Origin of the sequence: Marinobacter sp. MBR-99, assembly GCF_040547575.1 — a bacterium.
Lineage (GTDB): Bacteria > Pseudomonadota > Gammaproteobacteria > Pseudomonadales > Oleiphilaceae > Marinobacter.
This window is the reverse complement of sequence record NZ_JBEPPY010000003.1, coordinates 155914-175335: the sequence shown is the minus strand read 5'-3', so window position 1 is coordinate 175335 and position 19422 is coordinate 155914. Positions and strand designations below refer to the sequence as shown.

General features: G+C 58.2%; 17 protein-coding genes and 1 tRNA gene. 15 read left to right on the top strand and 3 right to left on the bottom strand.

Features of this window, described 5'->3' with window-relative positions; genetic code table 11:
- The first annotated feature begins 11 nt into the window (after window positions 1-11).
- Window positions 12-2138, top strand: coding sequence for a methyl-accepting chemotaxis protein (locus ABIE59_RS03965; protein WP_354444440.1), 2127 nt, complete (start codon window positions 12-14; stop codon window positions 2136-2138).
- Window positions 2139-2274: 136 nt separating this feature from the next.
- Window positions 2275-2529, top strand: a complete 255-nt coding sequence (locus ABIE59_RS03960; protein WP_354444438.1) for a GrxA family glutaredoxin — start codon at window positions 2275-2277, stop codon at window positions 2527-2529.
- Window positions 2530-2600: 71 nt separating this feature from the next.
- On the opposite strand, the gene ABIE59_RS03955 is transcribed toward ABIE59_RS03960, so the two are convergent.
- The gene (locus tag ABIE59_RS03955; protein WP_354444436.1) at window positions 2601-3863 is read right to left on the bottom strand and encodes a 6-phosphofructokinase; all 1263 of its coding nucleotides are present in this window, start codon (window positions 3861-3863) and stop codon (window positions 2601-2603) included.
- Window positions 3864-4007: 144 nt separating this feature from the next.
- Here ABIE59_RS03955 and mpl point away from each other — a divergent pair, with 144 nt between their 5' ends.
- From mpl to ABIE59_RS03935, 4 genes are all read left to right on the top strand, one after another.
- Window positions 4008-5402 carry a UDP-N-acetylmuramate:L-alanyl-gamma-D-glutamyl-meso-diaminopimelate ligase gene (gene mpl, locus ABIE59_RS03950; RefSeq protein ID WP_354444434.1) on the top strand — a complete coding sequence of 465 codons (1395 nt, stop codon included), beginning with the start codon at window positions 4008-4010 and terminating at the stop codon, window positions 5400-5402.
- On the top strand, window positions 5395-6015 hold the full coding sequence (locus ABIE59_RS03945) for a flavin prenyltransferase UbiX (RefSeq protein ID WP_354444432.1): 621 nt from the start codon (window positions 5395-5397) through the stop codon (window positions 6013-6015). The genes mpl and ABIE59_RS03945 overlap by 8 nt, the downstream gene beginning before the upstream one ends.
- 129 nt (window positions 6016-6144) lie before the next feature.
- A complete protein-coding gene (locus ABIE59_RS03940) occupies window positions 6145-7284 on the top strand; it encodes an acyl-CoA dehydrogenase family protein (protein WP_354444430.1) in 1140 nt (379 codons plus the stop codon).
- A gap of 141 nt (window positions 7285-7425) precedes the next feature.
- Window positions 7426-9363 carry a hypothetical protein gene (locus ABIE59_RS03935; RefSeq protein WP_354444428.1) on the top strand — a complete coding sequence of 646 codons (1938 nt, stop codon included), beginning with the start codon at window positions 7426-7428 and terminating at the stop codon, window positions 9361-9363.
- Between the two features lie 150 nt (window positions 9364-9513).
- Here the strand turns inward: ABIE59_RS03935 and ABIE59_RS03930 are convergent.
- A tRNA-Leu gene (locus ABIE59_RS03930) sits at window positions 9514-9600 on the bottom strand.
- Window positions 9601-9851: 251 nt separating this feature from the next.
- Here ABIE59_RS03930 and rnr point away from each other — a divergent pair.
- The 8 genes from rnr to alr all read left to right on the top strand — a co-directional run bounded on the left by rnr (window position 9852) and on the right by alr (window position 17972).
- Window positions 9852-12311 carry a ribonuclease R gene (gene rnr, locus ABIE59_RS03925; protein WP_354444426.1) on the top strand — a complete coding sequence of 820 codons (2460 nt, stop codon included), beginning with the start codon at window positions 9852-9854 and terminating at the stop codon, window positions 12309-12311.
- A gap of 25 nt (window positions 12312-12336) precedes the next feature.
- Window positions 12337-13074 (top strand): 23S rRNA (guanosine(2251)-2'-O)-methyltransferase RlmB, encoded by a 738-nt coding sequence (gene rlmB, locus ABIE59_RS03920; RefSeq protein ID WP_354444424.1) that lies wholly within the window; start codon window positions 12337-12339, stop codon window positions 13072-13074.
- Between the two features lie 243 nt (window positions 13075-13317).
- The gene (rpsF, locus tag ABIE59_RS03915; RefSeq protein WP_061333280.1) at window positions 13318-13731 is read left to right on the top strand and encodes a 30S ribosomal protein S6; all 414 of its coding nucleotides are present in this window, start codon (window positions 13318-13320) and stop codon (window positions 13729-13731) included.
- A gap of 24 nt (window positions 13732-13755) precedes the next feature.
- Entirely contained in the window at window positions 13756-13986 is a 231-nt protein-coding gene (gene rpsR, locus ABIE59_RS03910) for a 30S ribosomal protein S18 (RefSeq protein WP_008937282.1), read from the top strand.
- Between the two features lie 25 nt (window positions 13987-14011).
- Entirely contained in the window at window positions 14012-14878 is an 867-nt protein-coding gene (locus ABIE59_RS03905; RefSeq protein ID WP_354444421.1) for a hypothetical protein, read from the top strand.
- A gap of 20 nt (window positions 14879-14898) precedes the next feature.
- Window positions 14899-15345, top strand: a complete 447-nt coding sequence (gene rplI, locus ABIE59_RS03900; protein ID WP_354444419.1) for a 50S ribosomal protein L9 — start codon at window positions 14899-14901, stop codon at window positions 15343-15345.
- A 147-nt stretch (window positions 15346-15492) separates the two neighbouring features.
- A complete protein-coding gene (gene dnaB, locus ABIE59_RS03895) occupies window positions 15493-16899 on the top strand; it encodes a replicative DNA helicase (RefSeq protein ID WP_058092235.1) in 1407 nt (468 codons plus the stop codon).
- On the top strand, window positions 16899-17972 hold the full coding sequence (gene alr, locus ABIE59_RS03890) for an alanine racemase (RefSeq protein ID WP_354444417.1): 1074 nt from the start codon (window positions 16899-16901) through the stop codon (window positions 17970-17972). The genes dnaB and alr overlap by 1 nt, the downstream gene beginning before the upstream one ends.
- 30 nt (window positions 17973-18002) lie before the next feature.
- Here the strand turns inward: alr and ABIE59_RS03885 are convergent, their stop codons facing one another.
- Complete coding sequence (locus ABIE59_RS03885) at window positions 18003-18359, bottom strand: hypothetical protein (RefSeq protein WP_058092233.1); 357 nt, start codon at window positions 18357-18359, stop codon at window positions 18003-18005.
- Window positions 18360-18515: 156 nt separating this feature from the next.
- On the opposite strand from ABIE59_RS03885, the gene ABIE59_RS03880 reads away from it, so the two are divergent.
- Entirely contained in the window at window positions 18516-19397 is an 882-nt protein-coding gene (locus tag ABIE59_RS03880; protein ID WP_354444415.1) for an SDR family oxidoreductase, read from the top strand.
- The last annotated feature ends 25 nt before the right edge of the window (window positions 19398-19422 follow it).

Here is a 19422-nt window from a genome sequence, read left to right as displayed (position 1 = left end):
TTTCGCCGTTTATGAAACACCTGTCGCTTCGCTTCAAACTCTACGGCCTGGTTGTCTCACTGCTGCTGGTGATGGGGGTCAGTATTGTGGTGACTGCCCAGTTGTCACTTGGCTCCATGGAAGAACGGTTGTCCCGGGAAACCCGTGATACCGTGCAGAATATTGTCATGGACCAGTTGAGCGCAACGGCCGGGCAGTATGGTGAGCTGGTGACCGGCCTGTTCGAAACCGCTTACCAGACGCCTGAGGTGGTGCGCAGCCTGATCACCCGCAACATTGAGTCGGACAGTTCTGGCCGCATCAGCCGCCGGGACCTCCAGGAAACCATCGGAACCATTCTGTCCGAACAGCAGCATTTAAGTTCCATCTATGCGCAGTTTGAACCTGACGGATACGATGGCATGGATATTTACTTCACCGATGGGGTAGAGGAGCACAGCAGTGATGACGGCACCCTGGAGATCTACTATTACCGGGATCCACAGGGCAATGTGATCTTCAGCCGCACCGAAGACCCATCCACCAAGTATCTCGACAACCGGAACGAATTCGGCATTCGTGAGGCAGAGTGGTATCTGTGTTCCAGGGATTCCCTCAAACCCTGCCTGATGGAGCCCTACGAGTACGAAATCGAGGAGGGCTACTCTGAGCTGATGACCAGTCTGGTGGTGCCGATTCTGAACAACGGTGAGTTTGTTGGTGTGTCCGGTGTGGATATTAACCTGTCGACACTGCAAGCCACGATTGCCGGTGTCAGCCAGGCGTTGTTTGATGGTAAGTCCAGAGTTTCACTGGTAAGCGAAGGGGGGCTGCTTGCGGCATCCAGCCATTACCAGTCCCATCTCGGCCGGCCATTACAGGAAGCCGTACCGGATCTCGCCGGCGAATTTGTCCGTCTGCACCAACGTGGCGGCCGTTTTGATGATGGTCAGACTCTGGCCGTGGCCTATCCGGTGGAAGTGCAGTTACCTGGCGCCGAATGGTCGCTTTTGATTGAGTTACCGCGTTCAGTGGCCCTGGCCAGTGTTGAGGAAATCACCGGTCTGTTGTCTTCCGAAGTGGCCGATACGGCGACGCGGCAGACCATAGTGGGTGTGGTGGTGGTACTGGTTGCCATTGCTGTGTTGATTCTGCTGGTGCGTTCAGTAACCCGGCCATTGGATGAAATTCGAGACCGGATGCGGAATCTGGCCAGCGCTGAAGGCGATCTTACCCGGGAGCTCGACATAGATACCCATGCTGAGTTGATCGACCTGGCCGGTGGCTTCAACGCTTTCCTGGCTCGCCTGCGAGAAATGATCAATGACCTGAAAGAGGTCAACGCCCAGGTGCGAGGCCAGGCTGCAGACGTGGGCGCCATCGCCCGTGATACTGACGATCAGACGTCGCGACAGCATCAGGACATCGACAGCGTCGTCACCGCCATGAACGAGATGTCTGCTGCCGCCGGTGAAGTGGCGGGCTTTGCCGGCGAAGCTGCCGACAATGCCCGGGCCGCAAGGGATGGCATCCGGTTTACCCAGGACACCCTGGGCGCGGCGCTCAAGGGCGTCGATGCGCTGGCGGGGGATATGGAACAGGCCAGCTCGGCCATCGGGCATGTGGCTCAGCGCAGTGAAGAGATTAACCGAATCCTGGAAGTGATTCGTGGCATTGCCGAACAGACTAACCTTTTGGCGCTGAATGCGGCCATTGAGGCGGCAAGGGCCGGCGAACAGGGCCGAGGCTTCGCGGTGGTGGCCGACGAAGTGCGAACCCTGGCGTCGAAAACCCGGGAATCCACCGACGAAATCAGCGATATGATCGAACGCCTCAAAGGCGATGTAGACGGCGCGGTAACGGTCATCCAGGGTGGTGTTGAGCGGGCAACCACCGCCGTAGACGGCACCCGCGAAGCGGACCATTCACTGGCCACGGTGGTTGAGCGAATTGGCACCATTGTCGAGCATGTCACCCAGGTGGCCACCGCCGCCGAAGAGCAGAGTTCGGTGAGTGAGGAAATCAATCGTAACCTGACCCAGATTGGCGATGCCGCCAACGATCTTCGGGAGCTGGCGCAGCGTGTCCGCCAGAGTGGCGAAGCCCTGGACGGACAGGTGCAGGTTCTGGACCGGGAGCTGGGGCGACTGAAGACCTGACAGGGGCAGTATCGCTCCTTACTATCACACCCATGAGAAGCATCAATTTTCAATTGTTGCTTCTCATGTCATCATTTACGCCAGTTATCAAGCCATTGAGTTCACCCTGGGGTTCTCCCGGATTCAGGAGGTTGTTATGGAGCAGGTCACTATTTATGGCCGTTCAAGCTGTGGTTTTTGTGTTCGGGCAAGGGACCTGTGTGAATCCAGAAACATCCCGTATATCTGGGTTGATATGATTCAGCGGGGAATGAGCAAGCAGGATATTGCCGACCAGATCGGCCGCCCTGTGTATACCGTCCCCCAGATTCTTGTCGGTTCCGAATATGTTGGCGGTTTCGATGACTTTTATGGCTACGTTCGCGACCATGAGGCCGCAACAGCACGCTAATCGCTACCCGTTTTCAGGTACAAAAAAGCCCGGGCACCGTGAGGTGACCGGGCTTTTTCATGACGACCAGATCAGAGCTTGAACTCTGTCCTGAGCTTCTTCTCGACCAGCTGGTTTTTCAGGTGCGCAACCTGCGGCAGACCATTCTCGAATGGCGGGAAGCTCTCGCCCTCGATCAACGGCTGCAGGTAGTCCCGGCAGTCCTGGGTGATGCCAAAGCCATCATCTGTAATGTAGTGGATCGGCATTTTCTTTTCCTGGTTGGCCACTTCGCTCAGGTTAGCCTCACCAATGCTCCAGCGGTAGGGCTTGGCCTGCTCGCGAACGATGGTTGGCATCAGCGCCTGCTTGCCCGCTATCGCCATTTCCACTGCCGCCTGACCTACGGTATAGGCCTGCTCCACATCGGTGGCCGAGGCAATGTGCCGGGCGGCCCGCTGCAGATAGTCAGCAACGGCCCAGTGGTACTTGTGTCCCAGGGCCTGTTTGACCATGTTGGCCAGGGCCGGAGCAACACCGCCCAGTTGGGTGTGGCCAAAGGCATCCTTGGCACCGGCATCTGCCACAAAGCGGCCGTCTTCGTACTGGGCTCCCTCAGAGGCGACCACCACGCAATAACCGTAATCTTTCACGCATTGGTCGACCCGCTCCAGAAACTTCTCGCGATTGAACGGAATTTCCGGGAACAGGATGATGTGTGGCGGCTGGCCTTCGCCCTGGCCCGCCAGGCCTCCGGAGGCTGCAATCCAGCCCGCATGCCGGCCCATTACCTCCAGAATGAATACCTTGGTGGAGGTTTCACACATGGATTTGATGTCCAGACTGGCTTCGAGCGTAGAGGTGGCAATGTATTTGGCCACCGAACCGAACCCCGGGCAGCAGTCGGTAAACGGCAGGTCGTTATCGACCGTCTTGGGCACACCGATGCAGGTGATCGGATAACCCATTTTTTCACCAATCTGTGAGACCTTGTATGCCGTATCCTGAGAGTCGCCGCCACCGTTGTAAAAGAAGTAGCCGATGTCGTGGGCGCGGAAGACTTCGATCAGGCGCTCGTATTCGCGCTGGTTCTCGGATATGTTTTTGAGCTTGTAGCGGCAGGAGCCAAAGGCGCCGCCCGGCGTGTGAAGCAGCGCCGCTATGGCGTCGTCTGACTCCAGGCTGGTGTCGATCAGCTCTTCTTTCAGGGCACCGATAATGCCGTTACGGCCGGCATACACCTTGCCGATTTTATCCGTGTGCTTGCGTGCGGTCTGGATAACGCCACAGGCGCTGGCATTGATAACGGCGGTAACCCCGCCAGACTGGGCATAAAATGCGTTCTTGATAGCCATCTCGGGCTAAGGCCTCCTGCTGGTTCAACGATGGCGCAGATGATACGCCAAACACGGCGGTTTTTCATGAGCACATACCGGCTCTTGACCCCGCAGAAAGTATGGTAGAGGCTTGGCAGGTTTCAAACCGGAGGCAACACCTTAATGCACATACACATTCTGGGCATTTGCGGCACGTTTATGGGTAGCCTGGCGGTTATCGCCAGAGAGCTTGGCCATACGGTGACCGGCTCCGATCAGGGTGTTTACCCGCCCATGAGTACCCAGCTAGAGGCCCAGGGCATCGAGTTGATGCAAGGCTATCGGGTTGACAATCTTGAGCCCCGGCCAGATCTGGTGTTGATCGGCAATGCCATGTCCCGGGGTAATCCGGAAGTGGAGGCGGTGCTCAACCGAGGCATTGATTACATGTCTGGGCCCGAGTGGCTGGCCCGGGAAGTGTTGCGTCATCGCTGGGTGATGGCGGTCGCCGGCACCCATGGTAAAACCACCACCACCGCCATGCTGCTGTGGATTCTGGATCAGGCTGGCTTTGATGCCGGTTACCTGGTGGGCGGCGTGCCCCAGGATTTTCCGGTTTCGGCACGCCTGGGCAGCAGCGATTTCTTCGTCATCGAGGCGGATGAATACGACAGTGCGTTTTTCGACAAGCGCTCCAAGTTCATTCACTACCGCCCGAACACCCTGATTCTGAACAATCTGGAATACGACCACGCCGATATCTTCGAAAACGTGGAAGCTATCGAGCGCCAGTTCCACCACCTGGTGCGCACCGTGCCATCCCAGGGGCTGATCATCCGCCCTGCGCTGGACGTGCACCTGGACAATGCCCTGGCCATGGGTTGCTGGAGCCCGGTGCAGGATACCGCTGTCGGAAGTGAGATCAGCCGCACTGCCGACTGGCGCGCCGAGCTGCTGTCAGAGGATGGCAGTCGGTTCATGGTGATTCACCACGAGCAACCGGTCGCCACCCTGAAGTGGAATCTCACCGGCATGCACAATGTGCGCAATGCGCTTTCGGCCATCGCCGCTGCCCGCCATGTGGGCGTCACCCCGGACCACGCAGTGGCGGCCCTGTGCCGGTTTTCCGGCGTGAAACGGCGCATGGAACTGGTGGGCGAGATTGGCGGCGTGCGCGTCTATGACGACTTTGCCCATCACCCCACCGCCATTGCGTTGACCCTGGAGGGCCTGCGCAGCCAGGTGGGTGATGAGCCCATTCTTGCCATTATCGAGCCCCGGTCCAACACCATGAAACAGGGCGTACACCGGCAGACCCTGATTCCCAGCGCCGCCGCCGCAGACCGGGTGCTTTGGGGTAACCTCAGCGAAATGAGCTGGCTGCCCGAGCTTGTCGAGGGCTGGAGGGCTGAACACGGTGAGCTGGACCACCATGGTGTGGAAGGTTCGGTCGAGGCACTGGTTGCCAGGGCGTTGGAACAGCTGCCTGAAACCTGCCACATTGTGGTTATGAGTAATGGCGGTTTTGGTGGCATTCATCGCAAACTGGTTGCCGAACTGGAGAAGCGTCGTGGGTGATAACTCGCCGGTCATCAATCTGGCCTTTACCGGTGCCTCTGGTGCCCAGTACGGACTGCGACTGCTGCAATGCCTGGTGGCCAATGGCTGTCGGGTGAATGTGATGGTCAGCAAGGCCGCCCAGGTGGTAATCGCCACCGAGACAGAGTTCCGGCTGCCGGGTTCCAAGCCGGCCATGGTCGAGGCGTTCACGGACTATGCCAAGGCAAAGCCGGGGCAGGTGCAGGTGTTTGGCCGGGAAGAGTGGTTCTCGCCGCCGGCTTCCGGCTCCGGAGAAAAGGCCCCGCTGGTGATCTGCCCCTGCAGTACCGGCACCCTGTCGGCGCTGGCGACCGGCGCCAGTAACAATCTGATTGAACGGGCCGGCGATGTAGCGCTGAAAGAGCGCCGCAAGCTGATCCTGGTGTTGCGGGAAACCCCGTACTCCGAGGTGCACCTGGAGAATATGCTTAAACTCACCCGCATGGGGGCGGTAATCATGCCCGCCAGCCCCGGGTTCTACCACAACCCCCAATCATTGGATGACCTGGTGGACTTCATGGTGGCGCGGATCCTGGACCACCTGGACCTGCCGCAAACCCTGGTACCCCGTTGGGGCGAGAGCGCGGACTGACGATCCGCGCCCGTCCGGGACGATGGTTTTGGCCAAAGCGATTGATGGTTTTCACCATTGAGCGAAAACCCGCCCCGCCACAGACTTGCTGAACACAACGATAAACCAACCCGTTTACCGAGGTTCAGCATGATTCCACGTACTCTTTTCGACGCCGATCTGGAAGGCTTTCGGGATTCCGTCCGCAAATTCCTGGAGCAGGAAGCCGCGCCTTATCACGAACAATGGGAAAAAGATGGCCAGGTCAGCCGCGAGCTTTGGCGGAAGGCGGGCGAGCTGGGCTTCCTGTGCCCGATGCTGCCGGAAGAGTATGGTGGTGTTGGCGCCGATTTCCGATATTCCGCGGTGATTATGGAAGAAATCTCCCGGGCCGGTTTGTCTGGCATCGGTTGGGGCCTGCACTCCGATATCGTGGCGCCTTACATCCTGAACTACGGCTCAGAAGAGCAGAAGCAGAAGTACCTGCCAAAAATGGCCTCCGGTGAAATGATTACCGCCATCGCCATGACCGAGCCGGGCGCGGGTTCCGACCTCCAGGGCGTAAAAACCACCGCGATTCGCCAGGGCGACCACTACATTCTGAACGGCTCCAAAACCTTTATCACCAACGGCCAGTTGGCGGACCTGGTGATCGTTGTTGCCAAGACCGACCCCAAAGAAGGTGCCAAGGGTACCAGCCTGTTGCTGGTGGAAACCGCCTGGGAAGGCTTCGAGAAAGGTCAGAACCTGAACAAGGTGGGTATGAAGGCCCAGGACACCTCCGAGCTGTTCTTCCAGGATGTAAAAGTACCGGCAGACAACCTGCTGGGCGCCATGGAAGGGCAGGGCTTCTTCCAGTTGATGCAGGAACTGCCGGCAGAGCGCTTGCAGGTGGCCCTGACCGCCGTAGCCGCCGCAGAAGCCGCCTGGCAATGGACCCTGGATTACGTGAAAGAGCGTAAAGCCTTCGGCAAGCCGGTTATCGCGTTCCAGAACACCCGCTTCAAGCTGGCGGAACTGAAAGCCGAAATCACCGCCGCCCGCGTGTTTACCGACCGCTGCCTGGAGCTGCACCTGGACAAGAAGCTGGACATTCCCACCGCCGCGATGCTCAAGCAGCACACCACCGACCTGCAGTGCAAGGTAATGGACGAATGCGTGCAGTTGCACGGCGGTTACGGCTACATGTGGGAATACCCGATCGCCCGGGCCTGGGCAGACTCGCGGGTTCAGCGCATCTACGCCGGCACCAACGAAATCATGAAGGAAATCGTGGCCCGTTCGTTCTGATCGACGGGACACTAGATGCAAGCCCCGGCACATTCCGGGGCTTGCCTGTTACCAAACTTTACAATTTGCCAAGCCTGTCAAGGTCTGTACCGATCACATCTCCTAAAGTAGCGGCACTAATAAAGATAAATGGTTGCCGCGATGAAACGCCTGATCACCCTTACTGTTCCTTTGCTGTCCCTTGTTATCGCCGGCTGCGGCGAAGAATCCGATCGCTTGCCGGTTGACGGGCGAGATTTCGATGGGGTTGATTACAGCGAGCCTGCGCCATATCAGGGGCGCGTGATTGACGGTTACCTCAACAATGCCCGAGTCTGGCTGGATATTGATGGTGATGGCCAATTTACCCCGGGGCCGCTGGAAGTGGAGTTGGCCAACGGCGCAGTGGTGACTCTCGACGAAGGCGAGCCCACGGCCATGAGCGGACCGGGCGGCAGGTTCGCCATCGATATCTCGGCACTCAGCGTGGACTCATCCGTTGGGCGCAATCTGGACCCCAGGCATTACCCGCTATACGCCCTGGCCATTCCCGGCAAAACCCTGGAGGAAACCTCCCGTGGCGACGTGGTTGTTGAACAGGCTTACCTGATGTCGGCCAGCCCCGGCATCCGTAACGTGACACCTCTGAGCACCCTGGCCCGGTTCCGCGCCGACGCCGCCCGCCGCAACAGCCTGAGCCCGGTCAATGAAAGTCAGTTAGCGGATCTGGATGGCCTGAATCTCTGGCAGAACTATATCGTTGCCGGTGATCATCGCGCCCACGCATACGCCAGAGCCTTGGCTCGCTTCATGGCCAGCCAGATTCCGGATAGCTATAACGAGGTGCTGTCGCGCCCTGACAGTGACGGTACCGAACGGCAATTGAGTAAAGATGCGGTGTTTCTGTTGGGCTATTCCCTGGTGCAGAACGCGGGCGATGTTATTGCCATCGTTGATGCCGCAGCGGCAGGCAATTATGAGAACCTGGACACCGATGCACTGGCGTTGCCCAACGTGCCATTGGAGTTGGCCAATCCGGTGCTCCTGACCCGCCTGCAGGTGTCTGCGGATTCCAGACGGGGACAGGATCTGCCCACGGGTACCTCCGATCTCGATGTCTCCGCGGAACTGTTTTTTGATTACGCCGAAGACGGGCAACTGCTTTCCGTGTCCAGTCGTGGGTGCCTGGCGCCCTCCATGCCTGAGTTCGCCCGCCTGATTCAGGTGAATGGTTATATGGCGCAGTTGCAAACCCAATGGCTGCCCTCAGCCTCTCTCTCCCGCCAAAGTCGACAGCGTTATGAGGAAGAGGGCGAGGTCATCCACGAGCGAATAGTCTTCGATTGGGACAATCAGCAAGCGTTTTTCGATACCGTAACCAGCTGTCATGAACAGACCCTGGCAGTGTATCCGGAAAGCTCAGAGCTGGATGGAACGCCGGAACTGACCTGGAGCTGGACCCGGGATGATGCCGGGGTGGAGTTGGTTGAGCGCCTTGGGAGTGCGGGAGGTGAGCGGCGGACCTTCACCACACTGGCGGCCAACTCGCCATCGGAAAAACTGGAGGCAGACGCGCCGGATTGGGTGACCGGTTACCGGGTACTGGCGGAGGAGGCGACGGAAGCAGAGCTCAGTTTCACCGCGCCCGATGAGGCCTGCGAGCCCGAAGGTACCGACCGAACACCGGTTGATGAAGCGGCACCCTATGTCACCCGACTCTTCCCGTTTGATTACGCCGGCAATACAGAGGCCGCCAACAACTTCGGGCCCCGCGCCTACGAGTACGACGCCCGTGACGTGGACGGACTGGCCATAGAGCGATTGCTGAAACTGCCGTTCCTGGACACGGCAACGGCTAATCTCGATGGGGTCAGCCCCGGTGATGGCGCCTTCCAGTGGTCGCTCTATTACCCCCGGCTGGATGCCGACAGCCTGAACCCCGATCTGCCCAACCTGATCCAGACGGCGTACCTGCTGGATGTGACAACCGTGGCCGGCTGTGGTGCCCGGTTCCAGGATGCGCCGAGAAATGCCTATGCCAGGGTGGATTATCAGTATCAGACCTTGTCGGATTACCTGGTGGGTTTGCTGGCGGAGTGATTTGAGCTCGTCGGGTTGTGGCTCCCGGGGTTAGGCGCGGGGCCACGGCTCAGGGGGCGTTTCAGAAACGCCAAAACAACACCAATAGCTTCGATGCTGGTGTGATTCTTAATGCTTGGGAGTTCTTTCTGACCATTCCTGGGGAAGGAATGGTGCCGAGGAGAGGACTTGAACCTCCACGGGGTTGCCCCCACTAGCACCTGAAGCTAGCGTGTCTACCAATTTCACCACCTCGGCAGGTGATTTGCAAAATCGCTGTTAGTTTGTTGAAAACTTAGCGTTTTGCCCGTGTTGAGGCGTTGCCCCTCAACCGATGGCGCGTACTTTAATAATTCCCCCGAACGCTGTCAAATATTTTTTCAAAAATCTTTCTGCCGTATTTATGCCTATAAATCAGCCCGCGGTTAGGCAGGTACGGCCTACCGACGTTATACTGCTGGAAACATGAATTCCGCCGCAGTGGTTGCGGCCAGATAACAAGGATCCGAATGGTTTCCAGGAAGAAAGAAGGACGGGATCCTCACGCTGAACGTGAGGCCCAGAAGTATGAAAACCCTATCCAGAGCCGGGAGTTTATTCTCAAGCACCTGAAAGATCGCGGTGCGCCGGCCACTCATGAGACGTTGTGCCAGGAACTGGGGCAAACGTCCGAGGAAGGTATCGAGGCGTTGCGGCGACGGCTGATTGCCATGTGCCGTGATGGCCAGTTGATCTGTAACCGCCGGGATGCGTTCCTGCCCATTGAAGAGGCGGATCTGGTCACCGGTAAGGTGACAGGACACAAAGATGGCTTCGGGTTCCTGATCCCCGATGACGGCGGCTCCGACCTGTTCCTCACCGCGCGCCAGATGCGCCAAGTGTTTCATGGTGACCGGGTGGCTGCCCGGGTAGACCGCGTGGATGATCGTGGTCGCCGTGAAGGGGTAATTGTCGAGGTTCTGGAGCATCGCACCAGTCAGACGGTTGGTCGCTTCTTCAAGGAAAGTGGCATTGCGTTTGTGGTGCCCGAGAATGCGCGTATCAATCACGAAATTCTGGTGCCGGATGAGCATGCCGGCAAGGCGGTGCATGGTCAGTACGTGGTGGTGGAAATTCTGCGCCAACCCACTGTGCGCACCCAGCCGACAGGGCGTATTGTCGAGGTTCTCGGAGAGCACATGGCTCCGGGTATGGAAATCGATGTGGCAATTCGCTCCTACGAGATCCCCCATAGCTGGCCAAGTGCCGTGGGTGAGCAGGCAGCGGGGATTCCAGAAGAGGTTGCTGAGAAAGACAAAGCCAACCGGGTGGATATCCGCAACATGCGGCTGGTCACCATTGATGATGAAACTGCCCGTGATTTTGATGATGCCATCTACTGTGAGCCCCGGCCCCGTGGCGGTTACCGGTTGGTCGTGGCCATTGCGGATGTGTCGCATTATGTACGCCCTGGCTCGCCGCTTGATGAGGAGGCGATTCGCCGGGGTAACTCGGTGTACTTCCCGGACCATGTGGTGCCTATGTTGCCGGAGAAGCTCTCCAATGGCTTGTGTTCACTGAATCCGGGTGTTGATCGATTGTGTATGGTGGCGGATATGACCATCAGCGCAGCCGGTAATATCAGTGGCTACACCTTCTACCAGGCGGTTATGCGCAGCCATGCCCGGCTGACCTATAACAAGGTCAGTGCCATGCTGGAGCACCCGGACTCGGAGCAGGGCTACAAGCTTTCGGCCCATTACGCCGATTTGCTGCCGCATCTGCATAACCTCTATGAGCTCTATAAGCTGCTGCGCCGTGCCCGGACTGAGCGTGGTGCGATTGATTTCGAGACCACCGAGACCAAAATCGTTTTTGATGCCGAGCGCAAGATTGAGGAAATCGTGCCGGTGCACCGCAACGATGCCCACAAGATCGTAGAGGAGTGCATGCTCTGCGCCAACGTGGCTACGGCCCGACTGTTGAAAAAGCATCAGGTGCCGGCACTTTACCGGGTGCATGATGGGCCCTCCGAGGAGCGCCTGAATAACCTGCGCCTGTTCCTCGGTGAGCTGGGCTTGCAGTTGGGGGGTGGTGACAAGCCTACCTCCGGCGATTACCAGCAGCTGCTGGCCCAGGTGGCCGACCGTCCGGATGCCAATGTGATTCAGATGGTGATGCTGCGCTCCCTCAGTCAGGCGGTATACAGCCCGGAAGAATCCGGCCATTTTGGTCTGGGCTTTCCCAGCTATACCCACTTTACCTCGCCCATTCGCCGGTACCCGGACCTGATCGTGCACCGGGCCATCAAGTCCCGGATTCACAATCCGGAAGTTCAGAAGGATGTGGTGTCGCCGAAAAGCCACGATCCGGAGTTGGCGGTGTATCCCTACGACTATGCCCGTATGGAGCAGCTGGGTGAGCACTGTTCGATGACCGAGCGCCGCGCCGACGATGCCACCCGTGACGTGATGGCCTGGCTCAAGTGCGAGTTCCTGCGCGATCACGTGGGCGAGGAGCACGACGGTGTGATTGCGGCCGTCACACCCTTCGGTTTCTTCGTCGAGCTGTCGGATATCTATATTGAGGGGCTGGTGCACGTGTCCACCCTCAGCGGCGATTACTTTCACCACGATTCCGCCAAGCACCGCCTGATCGGTGAGCGCACCGCGGTGAGCTTCCGGTTAGGGGATGAAGTTCGCGTTCGGGTTGTTCGGGTGGGCCTGGAAGATCGCAAGATCGATCTGGAGCTGGTCAGTACGCCCAGAAAGCGGACGGCAGATCGTGACGCCCTGGACATGTCCAAACGCGAGCCCCGCGGTAAAGGTGATCGTGCCGGTAAGGGCGGAAAGGGTGGAAAACGCGGTAAATCTGGCAAGCCCGAGAGTGCCAAGGAGAAGCTGGCAGCCGAGGCGGCCAGGGCGGCGTCCCGAAAAGGTGGCAGGGGCAAGCCCTCTGCCGGCGGTAAAGCCCGTAAGGCCCGAAAGTAAACCGTTGCACAGGAAATAATCGTCAGTGTCACAGGAATATGTATTTGGCTGGCATGCCGTCGATGCCGTTCTCAAGCGGGAGCCGGAGCGCCTGCAGCAAGTCTGGATTCAGACCGGGCGGCAGGATAAGCGGGTTAAATCGGTGACCGACACCCTGGATAGCCTGGGTGTGCGTTGGAAGGTGGTGCATCGTCGTGAGCTGGATGAGCGGGTCGCCGGTGTTCACCAGGGTATTGTTGCCGCCGTGGCGGAAAGCCGTGAGTGGACCGAAGCGGACCTGCTGGCCCAACTGGCTACCAGTGGCAAGCCACCATTCCTGCTGGTACTGGATGGGGTGACCGATCCTCACAACCTCGGGGCCTGCATGCGCACGGCGGATGCGGTAGGAGTACAGGCGGTGATTGTGCCCAAGGACAAGTCCGCGTCGCTGACGCCCGTGGCGAGGAAGGTCGCCTGTGGTGCTGCGGAGACGGTGCCGTTTGTTCGGGTAACCAATCTGGCTCGTTTTCTGCGCGAGCTCAAGGACATGGGTGTGTGGTTGATTGGCACAGCCGGCGAGGCCAGTGCAAACCTGTATCAGGCAGACTTCAAGGGGCCAGTGGCCCTGGTGATGGGAGCCGAGGGTAAGGGTATGCGCCGTTTAACCCGGGAACACTGCGACCAGTTGATCAACATTCCCATGCAGGGCCATGTCGATAGCCTGAACGTGTCGGTGGCGACCGGGGTTTGTCTGTACGAAGCCCTGCGCCAGCGGCTCGGTTAAGTCTTGCACAATACCGCCCATACGCCTAGAATACGTGACCCCTTTTCCAAGGGGTGGTTTTGTATTGCCTGAATGCAGGCAGGCAGAACCTGGCTTTTGATCGGGTCTTTGTATTTAAGGCCTTGTTGATAAAAGCAAAAAGAAGCCGGCAGCTTTGCTGTCACCTCCTTGCTTTCATGCTCGGGAACGGGGCTTAACCGAGCCCGCCGCAGAAGAAAGCTGTTTAAACCGTAGGGAGAACTCATGCGTCACTACGAAATCGTTTTTATGGTACATCCGGATCAGAGCGAGCAGGTGCCCGCAATGATCGAGCGTTATACCAGCGTCATCACTGAAGATGGCGGCAAGGTACATCGCCTGGAAGATTGGGGCCGTCGTCACCTGGCTTACCCGATCAACAAGATCCACAAGGCTCACTACGTGCTGATGAACGCTGAGTGTTCACAGGCCGCTATGGACGAGCTGACTCATAACTTCCGGTTCAACGATGCCATCATCCGTGACCTGATTCTGCGTCGCGATGAGGCTGTTACCGACATGTCTCCGATGAAAGCTGCCGAGTCCCGTGAGGACCGTCGTTCCGGCGGAGACGATCGTCCGCGTCGTTCAGCTGACTCTGAAGATCGTCAGAGCGCATCCCAGGACGAAGAAGAGTAATTAACCGGAGTTAGGAGTTACGTTATGGCTCGTTTTTTCAGACGTCGTAAGTTCTGTCGTTTCACGGCAGAAGGTGTGAAAGAGATCGATTACAAAGATCTGGACACCCTGAAAGGCTACATCACTGAAACCGGCAAAATCGTGCCCAGCCGTATCACCGGCACCAAAGCACGTTATCAGCGTCAGCTGGCTACCGCTATCAAGCGTGCCCGCTACCTGGCACTGCTGCCGTATACGGACAGCCACGACCACTAAGCACAGATAGACAGGATCCGGGACCATGCGTGCACTGGCACAATATGTAATGCGCGGTCCCCTGCAGGCTGGCGGGGTTGCGGCAGTTACCACTGTAGTTCCCCTGCTGTTCTGGATTGGCGCAGCGGTTGTTGGCCTGGTCATTCTCAGGCTTGGCATCCGGCAGGGGCTCAATATTGGCCTCTGGGCATTAATGCCGGCGTTGGGTTGGGCCGTTTACGGACAGGACCCTACGTCACTGGTGGTGCTGCTGCAGGTGATGCTGATGGCATCCATTCTGCGGACAACCCTGGCCTGGGAAAAAGCACTGTTGTCCGGTGCCTTCCTGGCGATACTGAGCGGGCTGATGTTGCCCGTTATGTATCCGGCACTGCTGAACGATCTGGTTCAGACTGGTGTCAGTTTTTACGAGCAGTACAACGCCGAAGTGGCCCGGTCATTGGGCAGCGATCTTGAGCTGATCATCCGGGACACCATGAACGCCAGTATGGCGGGCACTTACTTCGCGACAGCGGTTGCTATGACCATGCTGGCGAGGGCCTGGCAGGCGGGGCTCTATAACCCCGGCGGATTCCGAAAGGAATTTCATGCCCTGAGGTTGTCGCCGGCCATTGCGGTGGTTTGTGCACTCACCATGGTGATTGGCCCGGTGTTGGGGCTCAATTCCATGCTGTTGGTCTGGGCAGCGGGTACGCCCCTGTTCATCGCTGCGCTGGGATTGGTTCACGGTGTTGTTGGTCGTAAGCAGTTGAGCGGTAACTGGCTGGCCATGTTTTATCTGGCGCTGGTGTTGCTGGGTCCGAGTCTGATGTTGCTGTTGTTGGTTCTGGCTTTTGTGGATAGCTGGCTGGATATCCGGGGGCGTATACAACCCGCCGGGCCAGCTGAATAAAGCACGAAGAGGTTAACGAGATGGAAGTTATTCTGCTCGAGAAAGTAGCAAACCTTGGCTCTCTGGGTGACAAGGTAAAGGTTAAGGCCGGTTACGGTCGTAATTTCCTGCTGCCGTACGGCAAAGCTGTTCCTGCCACGGCCGCAAACGTACAGGCGTTCGAAGAGCGTCGCGCTGAGCTGGAAAAAGCGGCTGCTGAGAAGCTGGCTGCTGCCCAGGCCCGTGCCGAAGCTCTGGAAGGTGCATCCTTCACCATTACCTCCAAGGCTGGTGAAGAAGGCAAGCTGTTCGGTTCTATCGGTGTTCGTGACATCGCAGACGTGGTTTCTGCCGGTGGTACTGAAGTCGAGAAGAGCGAAGTTCGTCTGCCGGAAGGTCCTATCCGGACCACTGGCGAGTTCGAGATCGAACTGCAGCTGCACACAGACGTAGAAGTAACCATCAAGCTGGCGGTTGTTGCCGAGTAATCGGTCATCGTTGATTGATGTAAGCATGGAGTGTTGAAGCCAACGGCTTGAGCATTCTGAGACGGGCCCGAGCCGGAAACGGTTTCGGGCCCGTTGCTTTCTGGTATTCTTGTTTCCTGTTATTCAATTCAACGTTGTCTGGTGTTTATGGCCAATCCCACTCTGAAACCTGCATCCATTGATCCGGAAACCAGCCGTATCAAGGTTCCGCCCCATTCTGTTGAAGCGGAGCAGGCGGTGCTCGGTGGTTTGATGCTGGATAACCGGCGTTTTGATGAAGTCTCCGAGATCATTTCTGCTGCTGACTTTTACCGCCAGGACCATCGGTTGATTTTTGGTGCTGTGGAGCGCCTCGCCAGTGAAAGTGAACCCCTGGATGTGGTTACCCTGGCCGAGTTTCTGGAGCGTGCCGGTGACATTGAAGACGCCGGTGGCTTGTCGTATCTGGCCGAGCTGGCAGAGAAAACGCCGGGTGCGGCGAACATCCGTGCCTATGCCGAGATTGTCCGTGAGCGTTCGGTGCTTCGAAAACTGGTGGAGGTTTCCGGCCAGATTTCAGACTCTGCGTTCAATCCCCAGGGGCGAAAGAGCAGCGAGATTCTGGACGAGGCCGAGCGCAGCGTATTCCAGATCGCCGAATCCCGGTCGAAGGAAGGCTCTGGTCCCAAGGCGATCAATCCGATTCTGGCGACAACGCTGAGCCGTATTGAAGAGCTGTTTGAATCCGGTGAACAGACCACGGGTTTGACTACGGGCTTCCGGGACCTGGATGACCAGACCTCCGGTATGCAGCCGGCGGACTTGATCATCGTTGCAGGCCGTCCCTCCATGGGTAAAACCACCTTCGCCATGAACATTGTCGAGAATGCTCTTATCAGCACCGGCACGCCGATTCTGGTGTTCAGTATGGAGATGCCGGCAGACGCGCTGGCGATGCGTATGTTGTCTTCACTGGGGCGAATAGACCAGACCAAGGTCCGCAGCGGTAAGCTGGAGGAGGACGACTGGCCTAGGCTGACCTCTGCGGTGAGCCTGCTCAAAGACAAACCCCTCTATATTGACGATACGCCGGGCCTGAGCCCGACGGAAATGCGGTCACGGGCACGGCGGATTGCCAGGGAGAATGGCGGTAAAATCGGCCTGATCATGGTCGACTACCTTCAGTTGATGCGGGTGCCGGGCAATACCGAGGGCCGGACGGCGGAGATCTCGGAAATCTCGCGATCTCTGAAGGGTATTGCCAAGGAGCTGAGTTGCCCGGTCGTGGCGCTGTCACAGCTTAACCGCAGCCTGGAGCAGCGGCCCAACAAGCGGCCGGTGAACTCGGATCTGCGGGAATCCGGTGCAATCGAGCAGGATGCCGACGTCATCATGTTCGTATACCGGGATGAGGTCTACAACGAAGACACCCAGGATAAGGGCATCGCGGAAATTATTATCGGTAAGCAGCGGAATGGCCCTATCGGCACCATTCGCCTGGCATTCATCGGCAAATACACCAAATTTGAAGACCTGGCCCACGGTGACTACAGCGATTACGGTGGTGACTATTAATGCCCCGCAGTACCGTTGCCCGCATTGATCTGGATGCTTTAAGGCGTAACTATCGGTTGGCCCAGGCCAGGGCCGGCGGCGCGCGTGCCATGGCAGTGGTCAAGGCGGATGGCTATGGCCACGGGATTGTTAACGTTGCCCGGGCTCTGGCCGGTGAGGTCGAAAAATTTGCCGTGGCCTGTATTGAGGAAGCGCTGGCAATCCGGAGCGCCGGCCTCGGGCAGCCTGTCGTGTTGCTTCAAGGTGTGCATGCCCCCGAAGATTTGCGTGACTGCGCGCAGCATGGTTTTGAACCTGTTATCCATTGCCAGGGTCAACTTGACTGGCTGGCGGCGGGCCCTCAACCCCGGTTCTGGCTGAAGGTTAACTCCGGAATGAACCGTCTTGGGTTTCGCCCGGAAGCACTGGATTCTGTGGTTGCCGGCTTGGGGCAGGCGGTTACCACTGCCCCGTTGCTGGGGTTTGTGACCCATTTTGCCTGCGCTGATGATCTCGCCAGCGATATGACCAGCCGCCAAACCCGTTTGTTTGAGAGCGCCACGGCTGCCTGGCCAGCGTTAATGCGCAGTGTGGGCAACTCCGCCGCTCATTTTCGCCCGGACCAGCCGCTTTACGATTGGAGCCGGCCCGGCATCATGCTGTACGGGGCCTCGCCCATGATTGGCAAGACCGGTCCGGAACTGGGGCTGCAGCCTGTGATGACTCTTGAGGCGCCATTGATCAGCACGCGGATTGTCCGCGCCGGAGAATCCGTGGGTTACGGTGCAAGTTGGGTGGCTCAGGAGGATACCCGAATGGGTATGGTGGCCATCGGGTATGGTGATGGTTATCCTCGCCATGCGGGTACCGGAACGCCGGCTGCCATTCGCGGTGAACGCATTCGCCTGTTGGGCCGGGTATCCATGGATATGCTGGCAGTCGATCTGACCGGTGCACCAGAGGCCCGTGAGGGTGATCCCGTGGAGCTGTGGGGTACGACGGTCAGCGTCGACGAAGTCGCAAGCTGTGCCGGTACCATAGGCTACGAGCTGCTGACCGGGGTCACTGCCAGAGTGCCCAGGGTCTGCGAGTAAAAGGCAGACCCACAGGGCGCTTGGTCGAGTTTAGTGGGCTTCAGGTTCGTGAATGATTTCTTCGATAAAGTCGAGAATCGCCGCCAGGCTGCGGTCATCCAGCTTTTTCAGCACCTTGTGAACCACCATCTTGCTGCCTTTAAGCATGCTGCTGATGCCCATTTTGGCCATGCCCATCATCATACTGCTGGCATTCAGGCGCCGCAGGGGCTCCAGAAAGAAGAAATCCAGCCCCTGTTCTGTCAGCTCGACAATCAGGTTGTACAGCTTTTCGATGGCTTCCTTATCGGCTTTACCGCGCCCCTTGAGCTCGCTTACGGTATACAGGGCCCGGGTGCGCAGTTCGTCCGGGATGGGGGCCACGATATGGCTTTGTTGTTTCAGCATAGAGGTTCCTGTTGTTGTATGCTCGTCAGTGAGAATGGGTTTTACACCGGCGCTTGAAGTTGCATGATAGTGCAGCAAATGGATTGCCCGGGCCATTGGCCTGAGTGATTGCCAGCGCCCGTCATATCAGTGATATTCCGGAGGCAGTGATTCAACGTGCATGTACTTGTGGTTCACGACTATGGCCCTCTTGGCAGGGTGTTGCTGGAGCGGCTGCGACGAACCCACCTTCAGGTCAATCCGCTACTGGTGAGTGACCCGGCTAACGCCGACTTGCACGCACTGGAAAACTGGATTCCTGAAGACACTGACCTGATTGTAAATGCCCTGTGGTTGGTAGATCCGGAGAAAGCTGAGCATAATCGTGAGGCGACTCACCAGGCTGCGTTCTCGTTGCCTGTGGCGCTGGCTGAGTTTGCCCGTGACCGGAAGATGGCTTTGTTACAGTTGTCGTCCTGCTATGTCTTTGATGGCCGTAAGCAGGCGGCTTACATTGCCTCCAATCCCGGGCAACCAGTCAACGAATTGGGCCGCTGGCAATGGGAGTGTGAACAGGCGCTTCGAACCGTATTGCCCAGGCATATTCTGCTGCGAACAGGCTGGAGTCTTGCCCGGTTTATAGAGAAAGTTCAGAAAAGCACCGCCGGTAATGAAGGGCTGCATTTGCCCGGGCGTTGCAAAGGTCAACCGGTGGCTGTGCAGGATCTGGCACGGGTGATTACCGCGGTGGTTCTGCAGGTAGATTGTGGCGCTGAGGTATGGGGCACCTATCAGTACGCCGGGGCTGAAGAAATCAACCTCTACGAGCTGGGGCTGGCGATTGCCGGAATGCCCGGCATTCCGGAAGATATAAGGATTGTGGATGAAGTGCCCGGGTGGGGGCACCTGGAGCCGGTGAATACCACGATGGTGTGCAGCAAGATTCGCAATACCTTTGGCATCAAGCAGCTGCCCTGGCGAACGTGGTTGTCGGAAGAGGTGGCGATGCTGAAAACGACGCCAGAAGTAGAGCCAGACAAGGCGCCGGCGAGCTCCTGAAGCCGCCGGTCTTGTTGGTCCCCGG